This is a genomic window from Acinetobacter sp. 40AMC3-4 (genome assembly GCF_049898185.1).
Classification (GTDB): domain Bacteria; phylum Pseudomonadota; class Gammaproteobacteria; order Pseudomonadales; family Moraxellaceae; genus Acinetobacter.
On sequence record NZ_JAFCXG010000002.1, the window covers coordinates 1 to 16,297 of the forward strand.

Sequence of the window (16,297 nt, forward strand, 5' to 3'; positions counted from 1 at the left end):
GCTTTTGCAATCCCGAAACTTGGCGCACGTTTATTGGTTCCGTCAAAGCGTGCAGTGACCAGATCAGACAGTGCAGCCACTTCGGACACCAGTTCCTGGATTTTGGCTGATTTGTCAGAGCCATCCAAAGTCGCCACCAGTTCAATCGGGCCTTCCAGGCGTTCTAATAAGGTTTTAAGTTGGGCTGAAGTATTTTGGTCTAACATTGCTAACGTCTCCAAAGGAGTAAATGTTTATTTGATAACAGGATATTAAATGAATTGAATAAATAGGTAAAACAGTTTGTTTTTATTTTATTGATCGATATTTTAGATTATCAATCCAATCATAGATTTTATGCTGCCTTATTTTAATTTTTGGGCGGTATTGAGCAAGTTGAATAGGTTATCTTAAAAATAGCATTGAAATTTTATCAAAAAAATGCTCCCTATTCAGGAGCATTTTGGGAAATTAATGAATCCGCTGTTCGATACGCAGAGAACGACCCTTGATTGAGTTGGCCAAGAAAAACAAGATTAGGCTAAGTAGTGCCGATAAAATAGCAACACCAATAATAACCAGATTCGTGATCTGACTTAACTGATCCGCCTGTTGTACCTGCATATTTACACTCTTGGCGACTGGTGTCATGGCTTGACCATAGACCTGTTGCTGCATGGTCCAGATTTGTTCAGGCTTGAAACCATATTGTTCAAATTTAGGATCCTGTTTTTCTGCTTCAACCAAGTTTAAAACATAAGGTTTTGCGGCAGATAAATCTTGAGGCTTATGCAGCAATGCCGTTTGCGCCAATAAATAAGATTTCACCGGTGCTGCAATCTCTGAATCAGCCAGGTAACGGGCGATTTCACTATCATTGATATTACTATCGTAATACACCACTTGCTGATAAGCATCATCCCGATCATTGCGCAGATCATGCTGCCAGTAAGTTAAGCCTGACCAAATTACGATAAAAGCAATCAGCCAGGCGACAAATTTCAGCACAAAAGACTGAAAGCGCACATAAAAGAAACGCAACTTTTTCAGTAAGCCAATCACAAAAAATGCACCGATGAAAGAGGCAAAAATTTTAATAATCAGCCAGCCAAACCAGCTCAGCAAACTAAAAAAATAATCGGGACTATCACCAATGCTGGCCAGTGTGGCATCTACACTGACCGGCAAATGCAACTGCTGTACTTGAGTACTCAGGCCAAAAAAGCCATAGACCAGTTCCTGCTGGAAAAATAGGCTGATCAATGAGGCTATAAATACGGTAGAAGTAGTCAAACCCAATAGCATCAAATTGCGTTGACGTTTCTTGAGTGCAACTACCCCCTGCTTGATGTCCTGAGGCTTAACGGCGTATTCATCTAAGGGCGGCAATCTCTACTCCTTCTTACAGATTTTGGCCCTACCTGATTTAGTTGGGCTTGGATCCACTGGTACTTGATTCAATCACCAAATGATTCAGATTATCCTGCAAAGCTTTCAAACGCACGGTTGCTTCTGTGCGTTTTTGTACACCTTCTTTCTGAATCTGAATCACATCATTTACAGTTTTAATGAGGGTGTTTTGCACATGTTCAAGCGTTTCAATGTCAATCACCGAGCGTTGATTGGCTTTAGCCGTATCAACCGAGTTCTGATGTAACAGGTCAGCATTACGGCGCAGCAGCTCGTTGGTAGCATCATCAATGGTATTGGCCAGCTGTACACTGTTCTTCTGTTCACTCAACGAAATCGCCAGACTGATCTGGTTTTTCCACGCCGGTAAAGTAATGTTTTTGATCGCATAGAACTTGTCGACCAACATCAGGTTATTCGACTGGATAATCCGGATCATTGGCAAGGTCTGCATCGCAGATTGCTGCAATACCTGTAAATCACTGACACGTTTTTCCAGATTATTGGCCAGATGGTTCAGGTCATAAATTTTCTGGGTGGTGCTCTGATCTTGCGGCAAGGCGGTTAAAGTGGAAATTTCCTGCTGCAGCTCCTGTTCGCGTAAACGGCCTGCGGCGATATGTACCCCGAGCTGTTTATATTCATCCTGTACCCCGTCAAACATTTTATCCAGGGTATCAACACGTGCTTTCAAACCGGATTGCGAGGTTTCAATCTCTTTCACCAGTACATCTAGCTGCTCTTTAGTGGTATTGAAATGCGCATCAAAGTTATCTTTCGCACCTTTGAATTTGCTAATGATATTGCCAAAAAAACCCGAACTTTTCTTTTTATTGAGAATACTGCTGGTATTCAGCTGCTGAGCCACCTGTACCACCTGATTCAGCTTCTGTCCTGTCGCATCCAGATCTCTATTTTGCACCAGATTCAGTAATTCATCGGTATAGGTCGAAGTTTTGGTCGCAATATTTTTGCCATATTCAGCCACGCTGTTATGACTCATGTTCTGCAACTCTTTACGTGCAGCCAGCACCTCCTGAAAGTCAGCAGACTGTAAGCCCAGTTCTTTCAGGTCCATTTGCTGGAATTTTTGTTCGACCAGTTCATTCGAGCTTTCAACAGGTAAATTTACTAAATCAGACTTGGTCATAGTTCACCTTATATTGTTATGTTTTCGAGGGTTTCTCGAGGGATTTTTTTAACGTTTTAATCAGACTCTCACGGCTATTATCAAGTTTTTCCAGATCACTTGTCGAGTGTTTCGTCTGGCTTTGTTTGACATGATATTGCCAGGCCGGAATCAAGACCTGCTGTGCTTCCTTAAAGCGATCCAGCAGGCTAAAGGAAAGCTGCTGCGAAAGCTGCATCTGGGTAATGGCGATGTCATTACTGCTTTGCAAGGTACGTAAGGTATTAATTTTCTTGGAGAGGCGTTCTAAAAAATTATCCAAGGGATGCTGGTTTTTGACGAATAGCGGATATTCAGACAGAAACTCGTCTGCTGCGACAATGTGCTTGGCCATCTGTTCGCGCAAACCCAAAAGCTGCTGAAAACGCGACTGCGATTTCTGAATTTCAATCTGTAATTTACGGCTTAAGTGATCGGCCTGATCGAGCAAACGGTCTAGCCGTTGATAATATTCCACCTGACTTGAGCCATAATCCAGATCGATGCCTAGCCATTTCTGTAGGGCATTAAATTTACGTTTTTTCAGATATTTTTTAGATTCTGCCAAAGCCTGAATCAATTGCTCAATGGTATGGCTTAACTGTTGGGTCAAGTGCGGATCTACACCATTCAGTAGAACGGACTGTGCCTGAATCAAAGCATCTGCATAATGATTCAGCCCATATTGATTATCCAGTACAGGCACAAGCTCATTACGCTTAATCGCCAGAATTTCCTCACGATCAAGCATCATGTCAGTCAAGGCAGGTAGAGCTTCAAAGCGCGACATGGTTGAGGCGATATCCTTTAAAAAAGTGAAACAAAGAAGTCTAGAACATCTTCGAATGTAGCAAAAAAACAGACTGCGTTGTGTATATTTATCCAGAAATTCGTTACATCACTTTAACTAAATCCATGTTTTATCTTTATTTTAATTATGATTTTGGCAAGACAATCCAATTACAGAGATAAATGGCTACGTAGCATCTTGAGAATTGTTTAACTTTAAGCATTTAGAACTTTAAAATGTATTCAATCTGATCTAAATGCTTACAACACCAGGTTTTACTTAAAATCCATATGCAAAAAAAGCCATATTGCTATGGCTTTCAAGGATGATCCAACGCTGGCTTAAAGATAATCCCCTTCGCTCTCCGGCTGAAACAGCACTTTTTCAATGGTTACTTTCATGGTATGACCATCCGGTTGTGGCCATTCAATGGTTTGACCTTCTGCTAAGCCCAAAATGGCTGCACCTATCGGTGCGACCACATTGACCTGCCCCTTTTCACCTTTAAATTCGTGTGGGTAAACTAGTGTCACCTCAACAGCTTCCGTAGAAGGTGCAATGGTCAACAACACACGGGAATGCATGGTCACGATATTGCTTGCGATCGCTTGCGGCTCGACCACTTCGGCACGTGCCAATTCATCCTCTAAGCGGATCATGGTTTCGCTCAGCTTGCTCTGATTCTCCAGCATCGTTTCCAGACGATGTAAATCTTGCTCAGATAAAATAATGTTGGGTTTAGTCATCCTTATTACCTTGTTTAATGCATAAATGAAAAATTAATCAATCAACCGCCAGCAGCATTTTTAAATACAGGATTTACCCATATTCAAATGATACCGATCCATATAACGTTTAAATAAAAAGAATGATGTCATTCACGGCGCTTATATCAGCACCACCTTACAGTAACATGGGATTCACTCAAGCGCTTCATCTACCATGATCTTCAGCTCAATAACCTATTATTTTTAAAGTGTCAGGTTCTGAAAATAATTCCTGTAAATAATTTCAAGCAAAGCATGCAACGAATGCATTCATTCTTTTAAAGCATTTAAAAATACAAATAGTTGATAAAAGACTTTAAGCCAGATTGAGAAAAACTCAATATGATTTTATTGATGACTCAATCTCTTACGGCATGGAAATTGATCTATATAAGCCCGATCAAGTCTAAACATCTTTTACATCGTTATTTTTACAGCTATAAAAAAAGCTCCCGGTTGGGAGCTCCTTTCCGTTTATAAGCGATTATGCATAAACTGGGAATTTAGCACATACCGCTGCAACTTTCTCTTTCACCGCGTTGATAACAGCTTCATCGCCTTTAGCATTCAGGATGTCAGCGATCCAGCCTGCAAGTTCACGCACTTCAGCTTCGCCAAAACCGCGAGTTGTTACTGCAGGTGTACCGATACGGATACCTGAAGTGACGAACGGAGAGCGTGGATCGTTTGGTACAGAGTTTTTGTTCACAGTAATGTGAGCAGCACCTAACCAAGCATCAGCTTCTTTACCTGTAATGTCTTGCTTGATTAAAGACAGCAAGAACAAGTGGTTTTCAGTACCACCAGAAACTACATCATAACCACGAGCGATTAATACTTCAGCCATTGCTTTCGCATTAACAACGACTTGTTGTTGGTAAGCTTTGTATTCAGGTGCCATTGCTTCTTTGAAGCAGATTGCTTTCGCAGCAATCGCGTGAACCAAAGGACCACCTTGGTTGCCTGGGAATACAGCTGACTGTAATTTTTTCTCGATTTCTTCGTTTGCTTTCGCAAGAATAAGACCAGAACGTGGACCACGAAGTGTTTTGTGAGTCGTAGTCGTAGTAACGTCAGCGATTTGTACCGGGCTTGGGTAAACGCCAGCAGCAACTAAACCTGCAACGTGAGCCATATCAACAAACAGATAAGCGCCAACTTTGTCCGCGATTTCACGGAAACGCTGCCAGTCAACGATCTGGCTGTATGCAGAGAAACCAGCAACGATCATGCGTGGCTTATGCTCAAGCGCTAAACGCTCAACTTCTTCGTAATCGATCTCGCCAGTTTCAGGGTTTAAACCGTACTGAATCGCATTATATGTTTTACCAGAGAAGCTTACTTTTGCACCGTGAGTCAAGTGACCACCGTGAGCAAGGCTCATCCCCAAAACTGTATCGCCCGGGTTCAGAAGCGCTAAGTAAACTGCTGAGTTTGCTTGTGAACCAGCATGTGGCTGAACGTTAGCATAATCAGCACCAAAGAGTTCTTTAGCACGGTCAATCGCCAATTGTTCGATAACGTCTACATACTCGCAACCGCCATAGTAGCGTTTACCTGGGTAGCCTTCCGCATATTTGTTAGTAAGTTTTGAACCTTGAGCTTCCATAACTGCTGGTGAGCAGTAGTTTTCAGAAGCGATTAGCTCAATATGAGCTTCTTGACGAGCATCTTCATTCGAGATTGCTTGAGCTAATTCTGGATCAAATTCAGCGATAGAGATATTGGCAAACATTAGCGAGGTCCTATTGATTTAGGGCTTTTAAGCCGTGCTAAGATTGGCGCGTATTGTAGCATGAAGTTTTAAATTTTCGATCATGAACTTTATTCAGTTTGCAATAAAAATGGCTCATATCTAAAAAAACATGAGCCATTCAGATAAAAATAAGTTATTGAATTGGCATTAGAGATTTTACATCTGAAATAATATTAGGAATATTCAGTGCATAGACGCTACCATGATCCCATTTAGTCGCATTTGACTCATCCGTAATATAACGTACTGAAGTTTGTTTCTGATTGGCGAGTGCAACCAAAACATCTGTTGCTGCTTTCGGAACGGTACTATCTGCTGAACCCTGATAAATAATCACTGGCGTAGAAACTTTAACAAGTAAAGGCTGAGAATCTTTTTCCAAGAAGCTCTTTACGACTGGAATACTCATAAAGTTAGTTTGAGTACGAGGATAATTATTTACTGAGTTATTATTTGATTGTGCATAAGCATACATTGCAGTACCAAATTTCTGGCCTAATACATCATAGCAATCAGTTTCTGCATTTTTCGCGATTTCGTCGGTTGGTGTTTTAAAAATCTGACTATATTGCAAATTTGGGTTCGGGTTACGCAAACCGGCAACAATCAATGCAGTAAAGGTATCTAAAGATGCTAAAGTTCCAATTTTTTTATCCAGATTTGTTTCTTGTCCCGCCTGTTGTTCACCTCCTGTCAAAATCAGATTGAAATTTGAAGCCGGTGCTAAAGCTACCGTACCTTTATAGGTCATCTTAGAAGCACGTGCTGCATATTGCGCAGCACCTAAAGCTGCCTGTCCACCTTGAGAATGCCCTACTGCAACCCATTGATTGGACGCTTGTGAACCTAAATAATTTCGTGCAGCCACAACTGCATCAGTAATAGAATAAGCTTCACTTTTCAGATTCAAGAAAGGATGAAGTTCTTTTCCACTTGGCTCTCCTAAACCTTCATAGTCAGGTGCCACTACAATATAGCCAGCTTGGAGAAACCCGCCAATCATGGCTTTGATATAATCATTCAGCGCTTTTCGACTCGGCGCACACTGATCAGCTACACCGGTAGTTCCATGTGCCCATGCCACAATTGGCCAGCCTGTAGCTGGAGGCGTTCCCTCGGGTGTGAAAACTAATGCAGTAGCTTGTGTTTCCTTACCATTAATTCCTAACATCTTATAAGTCATGATCACACTTTCGTCAGCGATCCCGGAGAAATCCGTTTGAGTATAGGCTACAGGTGTTGCCACGACTGGATTATCGATATTATTTACTGGAACAGCAGGTTTGGACTCGTAAAAACGATCATTATCACTATCATCGTTACAAGCAGTTAAGGCTACACTTAATGTGAGAAGAGCACAGGTCAATACTTGACGTTTCATCGATCTTATCCTTATCTTATTTATTATCATCTCTAATGAGTTTTTCTGGTTTTATCTTTAACAAACGATAAAACTACATGTAATTTCCCAATTTATCTAAACAATATCAAGAAAAGAATGCGTTATTTTTTCTATTAAATTCGCGTCAGTTTATATTTATTATGAAATCAGCAAACTTAAAAATAGAGAATTTCCCCTTTTCAGAACTATACAAATAGTCGTCATACGTTAAAAAGCCTGCAATTAATACAGAAATAAAGCAATTCAATTGTCAGTTGCAAAATAATAATGTTAGATTTTACTCTCCTCTCTTTTCAGGCACATTTCCGACATGCAGGCCATTATTCTTGATACCGAAACGCATACTTTAAATGGCCAACCCATCGAAATTGCTTATGCGCCTGTCGAAATTGTAGAGCATAAAATCAGTCTGGATAAAAGCCGCCTGTTTGATCAGCTCTACTCATGTGACGAAGCTATTTCTTTTGCTGCCATGGCCGTGCATCATATTCTGGAATCGGATCTGGAAGGTCAGCCGCATTACAGCACCTTTCGCCTGCCTGATGAAACCGTCTACATGATCGGCCATAATATTGATTATGACGTCCGTGCCATCGAAAAATGTGGCGTAGATACTTCAAAAATCAAGGCGATTTGTACACTGGCTTTAGCACGTCGGGTCTGGCCAGATGCGGAAGCACACAATATTTCTGCCCTGATTTATATGATCACCAAAGGCAGCGAAAGAGCGCGTGAAATGATCCGTAAAGCGCATCGTGCCGATATGGATATTATTTTAACTGCCAATATTTTGATGCATATTGTGCATCATTTAAAAATCAACAGTATGCAGGAATTATTCGACGCTTCTGAAGATGCCCGAATTCCACGTACGATTAATTTTGGCAAACATCGCGGTACTGCCATCGCCGAACTTCCTACTGACTATGTGCAATGGCTATTGCGTCAGGATGAACTGGATCCTTATTTACGTAAGGCCCTTGAAAATACGGCGATCACGACATTATAGGTCTTATCAAAATAAACCTCAGTATTTTAATAAATACTTCATATTAATGTAATTTTCACAGACTATGCTCTAGCTGAATTTTAGCAACCATCTATTCAGCTATGATGCATTTTTATAAAACTCAACGTGGGATCGAGGTGCTACAGGATCGCTCCATCCCACTGACCGCACGCCAACGCCGCTTACTGGTTCTGATCGGCAGCCAGGATTTCAACTTATTAAATGATGGCTTAAAACAACAGCTTGCTCCTGCCGAACTCTTAGATCAGCTTTATGCCATGGATTTAATTATTCCAGCTGAAACGGGCGAGGTAGCCATCAGTCAAAAGCAGGCTGATGCAAGAACAGATACAAAAGTTGACCTGGCACACTCCGAGATTCACCGATCGTTGGACTCATCGATAGCAGCAGCTTCTGCGACAAAAGAACTCCATCCTGAGATGGAATCCATTAAAGTAGCGCAGGACATTCCATCTGCTGAAACGGATTCAAGCCATGCAAAAAAGCTGCCTGAACTGCAACCTATGTCTTTTGAAGACCTTAAATATATGATGATGGAAAGCTTACAAAAATATTGTGGCTTGATGGCCAAGCAGCAAATTCATCAGATTTTACAGGCGCCGGATACGCGCAGTTTAAAACTGTGCCAAATGCAATGGATCACGTCCCTTCAGGAAAGCCGTATTGCTCCCCAAGAATTGAATCACATTCTGAAGCAGATCAATTTTGCTTTAGATCAATTACAGCAAAATAAAGCTGAAGACTAATAAGATCTTAGTCTTTAAAACTCTTAAATGAGCAAGTTTAACAATAAGCTAGCTTTGATTGTTTAAGATAACTAATTGATTATTTGAAATATTTATATTCAAGCGAAATTTAAAGCTCGGAATATCCGACTTAAGCGTGATAGAAAAAGAATTACAATCCCGCCATATAGGTGAGCATAGACATCCGATTGGATCATGTATATGTCACATTATTTAGAATTCGATGCGTTCGATAATCCCATGCAACTGAGTAAAGTTGGCAACTGGGTGATCACCTTTTTAAGTCCGGTTGAAGAACTGCAATTTGTGCAACTGGCGATTACCTATGTGCTTCCCCGCCAGATCAGTGATAGCTTGCAACCGCGCCGTATATTGATTCAAAAAAGTCCCATTGAGCATCATTGGCTGATTCAGGCCATTGAATGTTTTGACAGCACGACTCGTCAGGAAATTTCTTTAAGCCCTGAGCATACAACCGCACAGCAAACTTTAGCGCAGATTTTGCAAAAATTTGAAAAATATGATGTGGATGTACAGCTTAAACAGATTTAAATACTTGCTCACTCTAGCGAACTTTTTTATTGGTATGGGGAATTTCTTCGGCCAATCAAGGCTCACTACCACGTTGTCTTCTCTTAGAGATTGAATCAGCTTCTGATTATAAGCTGCATACATTAGTATCCAAGCTGGCAAATACCAGAGTATAAAAAACTCACCTAAATGGTGAGTTTTTTAACTGCTGAATCGGTGATTTCGGATAAATAAGTTCAATTTTTTTCTACCTATCTGAAGTTCACTGATTAAATTATTCGACAACGCGATAAATATTTGAAGATTTTTGGCTTTCAAATAATAGCTCAATACTCGGCAGAATCGTTTCACCATCCACCACAATATGTTCAATTTTTTTGACCAACTCAGCTGCATGATGAATGTTGTGCTCTGCAAAGGAACACAGCATCGCTTTCGCTTCAGTCACTTGGCTAAATTGATCTTTCACCTTGATATCAATCATCTTTGACATTTTTCCTTCCTCTCTCATTATCCAATTTGCAGTTTTTTATACCATAATTAGCCAAGCGATTAATCTTCAAGATGTTAACGAATTTGGCAATGTAAACTTTTTTATCTGGAGGGATTATAATAAAAAGAATATTAAACTGAATGAATTGCGCAGACATTAAAAAAGCTCGCATTTCTGCGAGCTCTGTGTTGGATGGCTAGTGCTAGATTTATTGTCTGGTGATGAACATCAAACTCAACTAACTGTCATTGATCCGTCCAACTTATCGGTAGCGTCTTATTGGTTTTACGACCTACCATGAGTTCAATATAACAGTATTTTTTTAGCCAACAATACTCTTTTACACTTCTAAAAGAAGACTTATACAAGATTCCAATTGTCATTTTTTTAAAGCAGATTAGAATATTTCTGGCTTGTCTTACGAAGAATTTTGCATTCATATCATCTTTATCTAATTTATTGATTTCTAGAAAAATACCTTATTAAGCATACAACTTCCCGTTGCATAGACGGCTCAATACTCTCGTTCATAATCTCAATAAGCGCTTTAAAATTTAAGTTGGAATATGATTTTTTATAAATAAAAAATACTTCCGGAAAAGGACGCAATATTCAAAGAAACTGCTGTCATGAATCGATACGACTAATTTTAAAATGATTATTTTTCAAAAAATGGCGACAATTTAACCTCCCATCAATGTCAATTAACCATATTTTTGTCTGATTATTTAATAACTTACATGAGGAAATCAAAATTATTCAATGATTTTCTGAACGTTAAATACCATATTTTTATTTGCAGCATAGTCAAATATTCAGAACCTTACTCAGCTTTTCAAATCCACCCTATTTACAGCCAAGCAATCTATAAATTCTAAATTTGATCGAAATAAAAGCTCCCACTTAATGGAAATTTAATTTTATATCAACCTTAAACATTGAATATAAATGCAATACAATGCTCATAAATACATCGAGGTATATCTAATTTTTTATGTCAGCTAATAATTTTAGGAAACACCTTGATCTCAATTTAAGGCAGTTAATACTTTTATTGGCTATTTTTAGTGTATCTAGCCTTTTTATTATTTCTCTCATTATTAGCTATCAGATCGTAAAAAATCAGTTAATCGACAATTCTCTTGCCTTAAACTCTGATCATGCACATAAAATTGCATTAAGCACAGACAACCATTTTAGAAATATGCTTCTTGAGCTGGACTATAGTGCCAAGATATTAGGTCAAGACTTTAATAACAATGAGCTAAGAGAAGCCGAGGTCAATAAATTAAAATATCAGTCTGAACACTATAACAGTGTTGTGATCAGTGACACCCAAGGCAGACTGATAAACTTTTCCCCTAATATTCTGCATATTGATAAAAGCAAAATACAACATACTCAAGGGATTATTGACTCTCTTCATAAAAAATCGACTTATATATCTTCGCCCTATTTTTCTGTGCAAAAAAATATGATTGTGTTTATTTCTCAACCTATTTTTGACAAGTCAAATCACTATCAGGGCTTCATCGGTTCAGCGATTTATTTAAAAGAAAAAAATGTAATTAATCAGCTTCTAACCACTTATAAAAATTATAAGAATAGTTATATGTATGTGATTAACAATGAAAATAAAATTATTTTCCATCCCGATCGTGAAAGAATCGGTCAATTGGCCAGCAATAATACTGGTCTGGAATATATGCATGCGCATAAAAATGGTCAAATTCGTTTAATCAATAGCCAGGGCGTTGATAATCTGGCGGGTTTTTCTCATATTCCGACTTCAAACTGGATCGTGGTTTCCCAACAACCCACCCATGATTTACTTAAACAGGCAAATTCTATCCTTTATAAATTAGCCGCAGGATTCTTTTTATTTTATCTGCTTGTTTTTTATATTGTATGGCGACTGTCTGACTCTATCTCGGCCCCGTTGAATCAACTGGCAGATATGGCGAGTCTGCTAAATCAGGCAGAAATCGGTTCAAAAATTAAGAATATCCAGCCTTGGTACTATGAGGTCACAAAATTCAAGTTAGCCCTACTGCTCAGTGTTCGCAAATTTTCACAACAAATGAGCAAGATGGATCATCATATTAATACAGATCCTTTAACCGGCTTGATGAATCGTCGTGGGTTGAATTATGTCATGACTCACAACATGAAAATGAACATCCCTTTTTCAGTGCTTCTGATGGATGTGGATCATTTTAAAAACATTAATGACAATTATGGTCATGATCAAGGTGATGTTGTCTTAAAGCATATTGCCAAGACGATGCAGCAAAAATTTCGTAAAGATGATATTTGCTGCCGCTACGGTGGTGAAGAATTTATCATTATTATACCGAACAGCAATCTCACTGAAGTGTATGAAAGTGCGGAAAGGTTCAGAAAAGAGATTGCAGGTAAAGAGATTCAGAATATAGGTCACATTAGCATTTCGATTGGGATTGCTTCTTGGCCAGACAGTTCTAAAAATATTCTAGACGTTTTGAAAATTGCCGATAACAATCTTTATCGGGCGAAAGATGATGGCCGCAACTGTGTGCGATACTAATTTGATTTATTTTTCAGTTTTATAGTTTAAATAAATGGTGCGCTCAGCGGGACTCGAACCCACGCCACAGGCTTCGGAGACCTGTACTCTATCCAGTTGAGCTATGAGCGCATCTTTCTTGGATCGCGCACATCATAACAAAAAAAAGCATAAGGTAAAGCAACTATCTCTAACTTCATCATTTTTATGCTTAAGCTTTATACAATGTTCCAAAACAGCAACACAGAATTGCATGTGAATCACTTGGCTTATTTTGCGAGATCACTCACAATATCTCAACTTTTCACCATTTGAGATATTCATGACTGATGCACTGATCTTAAGGGATGTGTCGAAGACCTATCGCAATGGCTTTCAGGCATTGAAAGGAATTAACTTAAATGTACCAGAAGGTGAATTTTATGCGCTACTGGGTCCCAACGGCGCAGGAAAATCTACTACCATTGGTATTATCAGTTCATTAACAAAAAAAACATCCGGTACAGTCGAAATTTTTGGTCATAATCTGGATACCCACCCCTCTCAGGCCAAACAGTGTCTAGGTGTGGTGCCTCAGGAATTCAACTTTGCCCAGTTTGAAAAAACCTTCGATATTTTGGTGACTCAGGCAGGCTATTACGGCATTCCTAAAAAAATTGCACAGGAACGGGCGGAGCTTTATCTGACCAAACTGGGTTTATGGGAAAAGCGTTCCACTCAGGCCCGCATGTTATCCGGCGGGATGAAACGTCGCCTGATGATTGCGCGTGCCATGATGCACGAACCGAAACTGCTGATTCTGGATGAACCGACAGCTGGCGTTGATATTGAGTTGCGTCGTTCGATGTGGGAATTTTTGAACGAGATGAATGAAAAAGGCACCTCCATCATTCTGACCACGCATTATCTAGAAGAAGCGGAAATGCTGTGTCGCCGTATTGCGATTATCGATCGCGGTGTGATTAAAGAAGACACCACCATGAAAAGCTTCCTGAGTCAGCTCAATGAAGAATCGTTTATTTTTGATCTGGCCGAACCGATTGAACCTTTACATCTGGATATTATCGGCGTGCGATTTAACCTGATCGATCCGATGACCTTAGAAATCACTATGGACAAGGCACATAGCATAAATGATCTGTTCCAGTTGCTGGAATCACAGAATATTCAGGTGCGCAGTATGCGCAATAAATCCAACCGTCTGGAAGAACTTTTTGTGAAAATGGTCGAGAAAAATCTGGATGGAGCTGCGCAATGAACATTAATCAGCTCAGCGTAGCTTTATATACCATTATCTATAAAGAAGTGCGTCGCTTTATGCGCATCTGGCCACAAACCCTGTTGCCACCTGCAATCACCATGAGCCTGTACTTCGTGATCTTCGGTAATCTGGTCGGTTCACGCATTGGAGAAATGGGCGGCTATAGTTATATGGAGTTCATTGTGCCTGGTCTGATTATGATGGCCGTGATCACCAACAGCTATGCCAACGTTTCATCTAGCTTCTTCAGCTCAAAATTCCAGAAAAGTATTGAAGAACTGATCATGAGTCCGGTACCGATGCATGCCATTTTATGGGGTCATGTATTGGGCGGTGTGATTCGTGGGATACTGGTTGCGATCATTGTCAGTGTGGTGAGCTTGTTTTTTGCTGACTTATATATCACCAACTGGTTCGTAACTATATATACAGTCTTGATTACTTCCCTGCTGTTTTCCTTGGGTGGTTTTATCAATGCCGTCTATGCCAAATCTTTCGATGATATCTCGATTATCCCGACTTTTGTGTTAACGCCACTGACCTATTTAGGTGGTGTGTTTTATGCTATTTCGAGCTTAAGCCCATTCTGGCAAAATTTATCTTTAATTAATCCTGTCGTGTATATGGTCAATGCTTTCCGCTATGGCATTTTAGGACATAGCGATGTCAATGTCGCCATTTCACTGACAGTAATTACCTTATGTTGTGCCGTGCTGTATGCAGTGGCCTATCATTTACTCTCCCGTGGTTCAGGAATGCGTGAATAATGAGTGTAGAACAATCTCTCCTTGGTAAAGACACCAATTACCCGACAGAATATCAGCCTGATGTTCTGTTTCCGATTTCGCGCGCGCCTGCCCGTGAACAATACGCACATGTCGAAGCGATTCAGCAAGGTGCAGACTGGTGGCATGTATTTGAAATTTCCTGGTTAAATTCAACCGGTGTGCCGCAAGTGGCTATTGGCCGCATTAGCTTGCCAGCGTCTTCGCCGAATCTGATTGAATCCAAATCCTTAAAACTGTATTTCAATAGCCTGAATTTTGCCAAGTTTGAATCTCAAGATGCCTTTATCACGACGGTCGAAAAAGATTTATCTGCTGCGGCTGAAGCTGAAGTTAAACTGCAATTGTTTCAGGTCGATGAATTAGAGATCAGCAAGCCGGAAGGCATCTGCATTGACGAGCTGACACCTGAGCGCCTAGAAAATCATCCAGATGCCAGTTTATTGGCTTTGGATTCGGATGATGCAGCAGAAGGTGAAATCCAGCTGTATTCACATTTACTCAGAAGTAACTGCCCAGTCACTGGCCAGCCGGACTGGGGAACAGTTTTTATACGTTATCAAGGTAAAAAACCTTGTTATAAGAGTATTTTAGCTTATATTATTTCCTACCGTCAGCATAATGGGTTCCACGAACAATGTGTGGAGCAGATGTTTGCCGATATCTGGCAGCAACTGAAACCGGAAAAGCTGATGGTCTACGCAACCTATACACGCCGTGGTGGATTGGATATCAACCCTTGCCGTGTATCGGATTTAACATGGATGCCTCGCCCTATTCGTTTAGCGCGACAATAAAAAACATTGAGGTTGAACAATGCCATTTTTTGGGTTTATTCCTTCTGCAGAGCTTTTAAATACAATTCAGACTGCACAAAAAAACAAAAATTCAAGTGAGCCGCTTTACCCATTACGTGATAAAACCGCATTGATGATTAATGATGAAATTATTGATGCGATTCTCACCGAGCTGGTGCGTCGCTTCCCTGCCAGTGATAAACGCGATACTGCGGAAAAACTGGCTGGCTATATCAAGTCGACTGTTGCGGTTTTGCTGAAGCAGTTATTGAGTAAAGCGCCGAACGATGTGGTCAGAGAGTCGATTGCATTCTCTGAGCGCAGTCTGTTTAAAGATCCTGAAGGAAATTTCCGCATTGGTGAGTCACTGGATGCCAATCTGGTGACAAATTTAAAACATCATTATGCGGAGCTTAAAGCCGGTCAGAGTATCGATAAACAAGCGTTCAGCAACTTATACAAGCAATTTGGTGAAGCGACAGTCCGACATTTTATGGTCGACTTTAATAAAACCCTGGATCTTGGCATGATCAAACGCAAGGCAGCAGATATTGGCGCATCTGCAGTGATCAAGGCCATCAATATGGCAGCAGATAAAATTATTCTGAATTTGAATAAAGATGAGCTGCGCGCCATGGCCGAATATCATGACACTTTGTTCTATACAGAATAGTTTTGGATAGCATGGTTTCAAGATTTTCTACAAATCTTGAGGAATTAGCCTGACTTCGGTCAGGCTTTTTTATGATCAGTGAAATAGCTTGTTACAGATAAGCGGCTCTATAAGACAGACTGCCGTAAAAATAGCCAATCCATCGCTATTTTTGTATAAGCGGC

Annotated in this window: 15 protein-coding genes, 1 tRNA gene and 1 pseudogene; 8 read left to right on the forward strand and 9 right to left on the reverse strand. The window is 40.1% G+C overall.

Annotation, left to right across the window (positions count from 1 at the left end):
* The 7 genes and pseudogenes from ACP7BU_RS02670 to ACP7BU_RS02700 all read right to left on the reverse strand — a co-directional run.
* Positions 1–206: pseudogene (locus tag ACP7BU_RS02670) on the reverse strand (alkyl hydroperoxide reductase subunit F); the annotation flags it as partial.
* A 244-nt stretch (positions 207–450) separates the two neighbouring features.
* Entirely contained in the window at positions 451–1,368 is a 918-nt protein-coding gene (locus tag ACP7BU_RS02675; protein ID WP_425878948.1) for a hypothetical protein, read from the reverse strand.
* A 37-nt stretch (positions 1,369–1,405) separates the two neighbouring features.
* On the reverse strand, positions 1,406–2,539 hold the full coding sequence (locus ACP7BU_RS02680; protein WP_253145779.1) for a toxic anion resistance protein: 1,134 nt from the start codon (positions 2,537–2,539) through the stop codon (positions 1,406–1,408).
* A gap of 16 nt (positions 2,540–2,555) precedes the next feature.
* Positions 2,556–3,347, reverse strand: a complete 792-nt coding sequence (locus ACP7BU_RS02685; protein ID WP_425878946.1) for a tellurium resistance protein — start codon at positions 3,345–3,347, stop codon at positions 2,556–2,558.
* A 341-nt stretch (positions 3,348–3,688) separates the two neighbouring features.
* Positions 3,689–4,093 (reverse strand): nucleoside diphosphate kinase regulator, encoded by a 405-nt coding sequence (gene rnk, locus ACP7BU_RS02690; protein ID WP_044112091.1) that lies wholly within the window; start codon positions 4,091–4,093, stop codon positions 3,689–3,691.
* 505 nt (positions 4,094–4,598) lie between these two features.
* Positions 4,599–5,849 carry a serine hydroxymethyltransferase gene (gene glyA, locus ACP7BU_RS02695; protein WP_425878944.1) on the reverse strand — a complete coding sequence of 417 codons (1,251 nt, stop codon included), beginning with the start codon at positions 5,847–5,849 and terminating at the stop codon, positions 4,599–4,601.
* Between the two features lie 154 nt (positions 5,850–6,003).
* Positions 6,004–7,251: an alpha/beta hydrolase gene (locus ACP7BU_RS02700; protein WP_313564689.1), complete on the reverse strand. Its 1,248-nt coding sequence runs from the start codon at positions 7,249–7,251 to the stop codon at positions 6,004–6,006.
* 331 nt (positions 7,252–7,582) lie between these two features.
* On the opposite strand from ACP7BU_RS02700, the gene ACP7BU_RS02705 reads away from it, so the two are divergent.
* The 3 genes from ACP7BU_RS02705 (at position 7,583) to ACP7BU_RS02715 (ending at position 9,600) form a co-directional block, all read left to right on the forward strand.
* Positions 7,583–8,281, forward strand: a complete 699-nt coding sequence (locus ACP7BU_RS02705) for a DUF3820 family protein (protein WP_044112093.1) — start codon at positions 7,583–7,585, stop codon at positions 8,279–8,281.
* A 101-nt stretch (positions 8,282–8,382) separates the two neighbouring features.
* Positions 8,383–9,048, forward strand: a complete 666-nt coding sequence (locus ACP7BU_RS02710) for a hypothetical protein (RefSeq protein WP_044112094.1) — start codon at positions 8,383–8,385, stop codon at positions 9,046–9,048.
* A 201-nt stretch (positions 9,049–9,249) separates the two neighbouring features.
* Positions 9,250–9,600 carry a hypothetical protein gene (locus tag ACP7BU_RS02715; protein ID WP_071850993.1) on the forward strand — a complete coding sequence of 117 codons (351 nt, stop codon included), beginning with the start codon at positions 9,250–9,252 and terminating at the stop codon, positions 9,598–9,600.
* Positions 9,601–9,853: 253 nt separating this feature from the next.
* Here the strand turns inward: ACP7BU_RS02715 and ACP7BU_RS02720 are convergent, their stop codons facing one another.
* Positions 9,854–10,072, reverse strand: a complete 219-nt coding sequence (locus ACP7BU_RS02720; RefSeq protein ID WP_425878942.1) for a hypothetical protein — start codon at positions 10,070–10,072, stop codon at positions 9,854–9,856.
* Positions 10,073–11,066: 994 nt separating this feature from the next.
* On the opposite strand from ACP7BU_RS02720, the gene ACP7BU_RS02725 reads away from it, so the two are divergent.
* Positions 11,067–12,638: a sensor domain-containing diguanylate cyclase gene (locus ACP7BU_RS02725; protein ID WP_425878940.1), complete on the forward strand. Its 1,572-nt coding sequence runs from the start codon at positions 11,067–11,069 to the stop codon at positions 12,636–12,638.
* Positions 12,639–12,673: 35 nt separating this feature from the next.
* Here ACP7BU_RS02725 and ACP7BU_RS02730 read toward each other — a convergent pair.
* Positions 12,674–12,749, reverse strand: a tRNA-Arg gene (locus ACP7BU_RS02730).
* Positions 12,750–12,939: 190 nt separating this feature from the next.
* On the opposite strand from ACP7BU_RS02730, the gene ACP7BU_RS02735 reads away from it, so the two are divergent.
* The 4 genes from ACP7BU_RS02735 to ACP7BU_RS02750 are packed head-to-tail and all read left to right on the forward strand — an operon-like array spanning position 12,940 to position 16,133.
* Complete coding sequence (locus tag ACP7BU_RS02735; RefSeq protein WP_180086175.1) at positions 12,940–13,875, forward strand: ABC transporter ATP-binding protein; 936 nt, start codon at positions 12,940–12,942, stop codon at positions 13,873–13,875.
* Positions 13,872–14,645: an ABC transporter permease gene (locus ACP7BU_RS02740; protein WP_314107401.1), complete on the forward strand. Its 774-nt coding sequence runs from the start codon at positions 13,872–13,874 to the stop codon at positions 14,643–14,645. Before ACP7BU_RS02735 ends, ACP7BU_RS02740 begins: the two co-directional genes overlap by 4 nt.
* On the forward strand, positions 14,645–15,460 hold the full coding sequence (queF, locus tag ACP7BU_RS02745) for an NADPH-dependent 7-cyano-7-deazaguanine reductase QueF (RefSeq protein ID WP_004279042.1): 816 nt from the start codon (positions 14,645–14,647) through the stop codon (positions 15,458–15,460). Before ACP7BU_RS02740 ends, queF begins: the two co-directional genes overlap by 1 nt.
* 19 nt (positions 15,461–15,479) lie before the next feature.
* Entirely contained in the window at positions 15,480–16,133 is a 654-nt protein-coding gene (locus tag ACP7BU_RS02750) for a hypothetical protein (protein ID WP_114540900.1), read from the forward strand.
* The last annotated feature ends 164 nt before the right edge of the window (positions 16,134–16,297 follow it).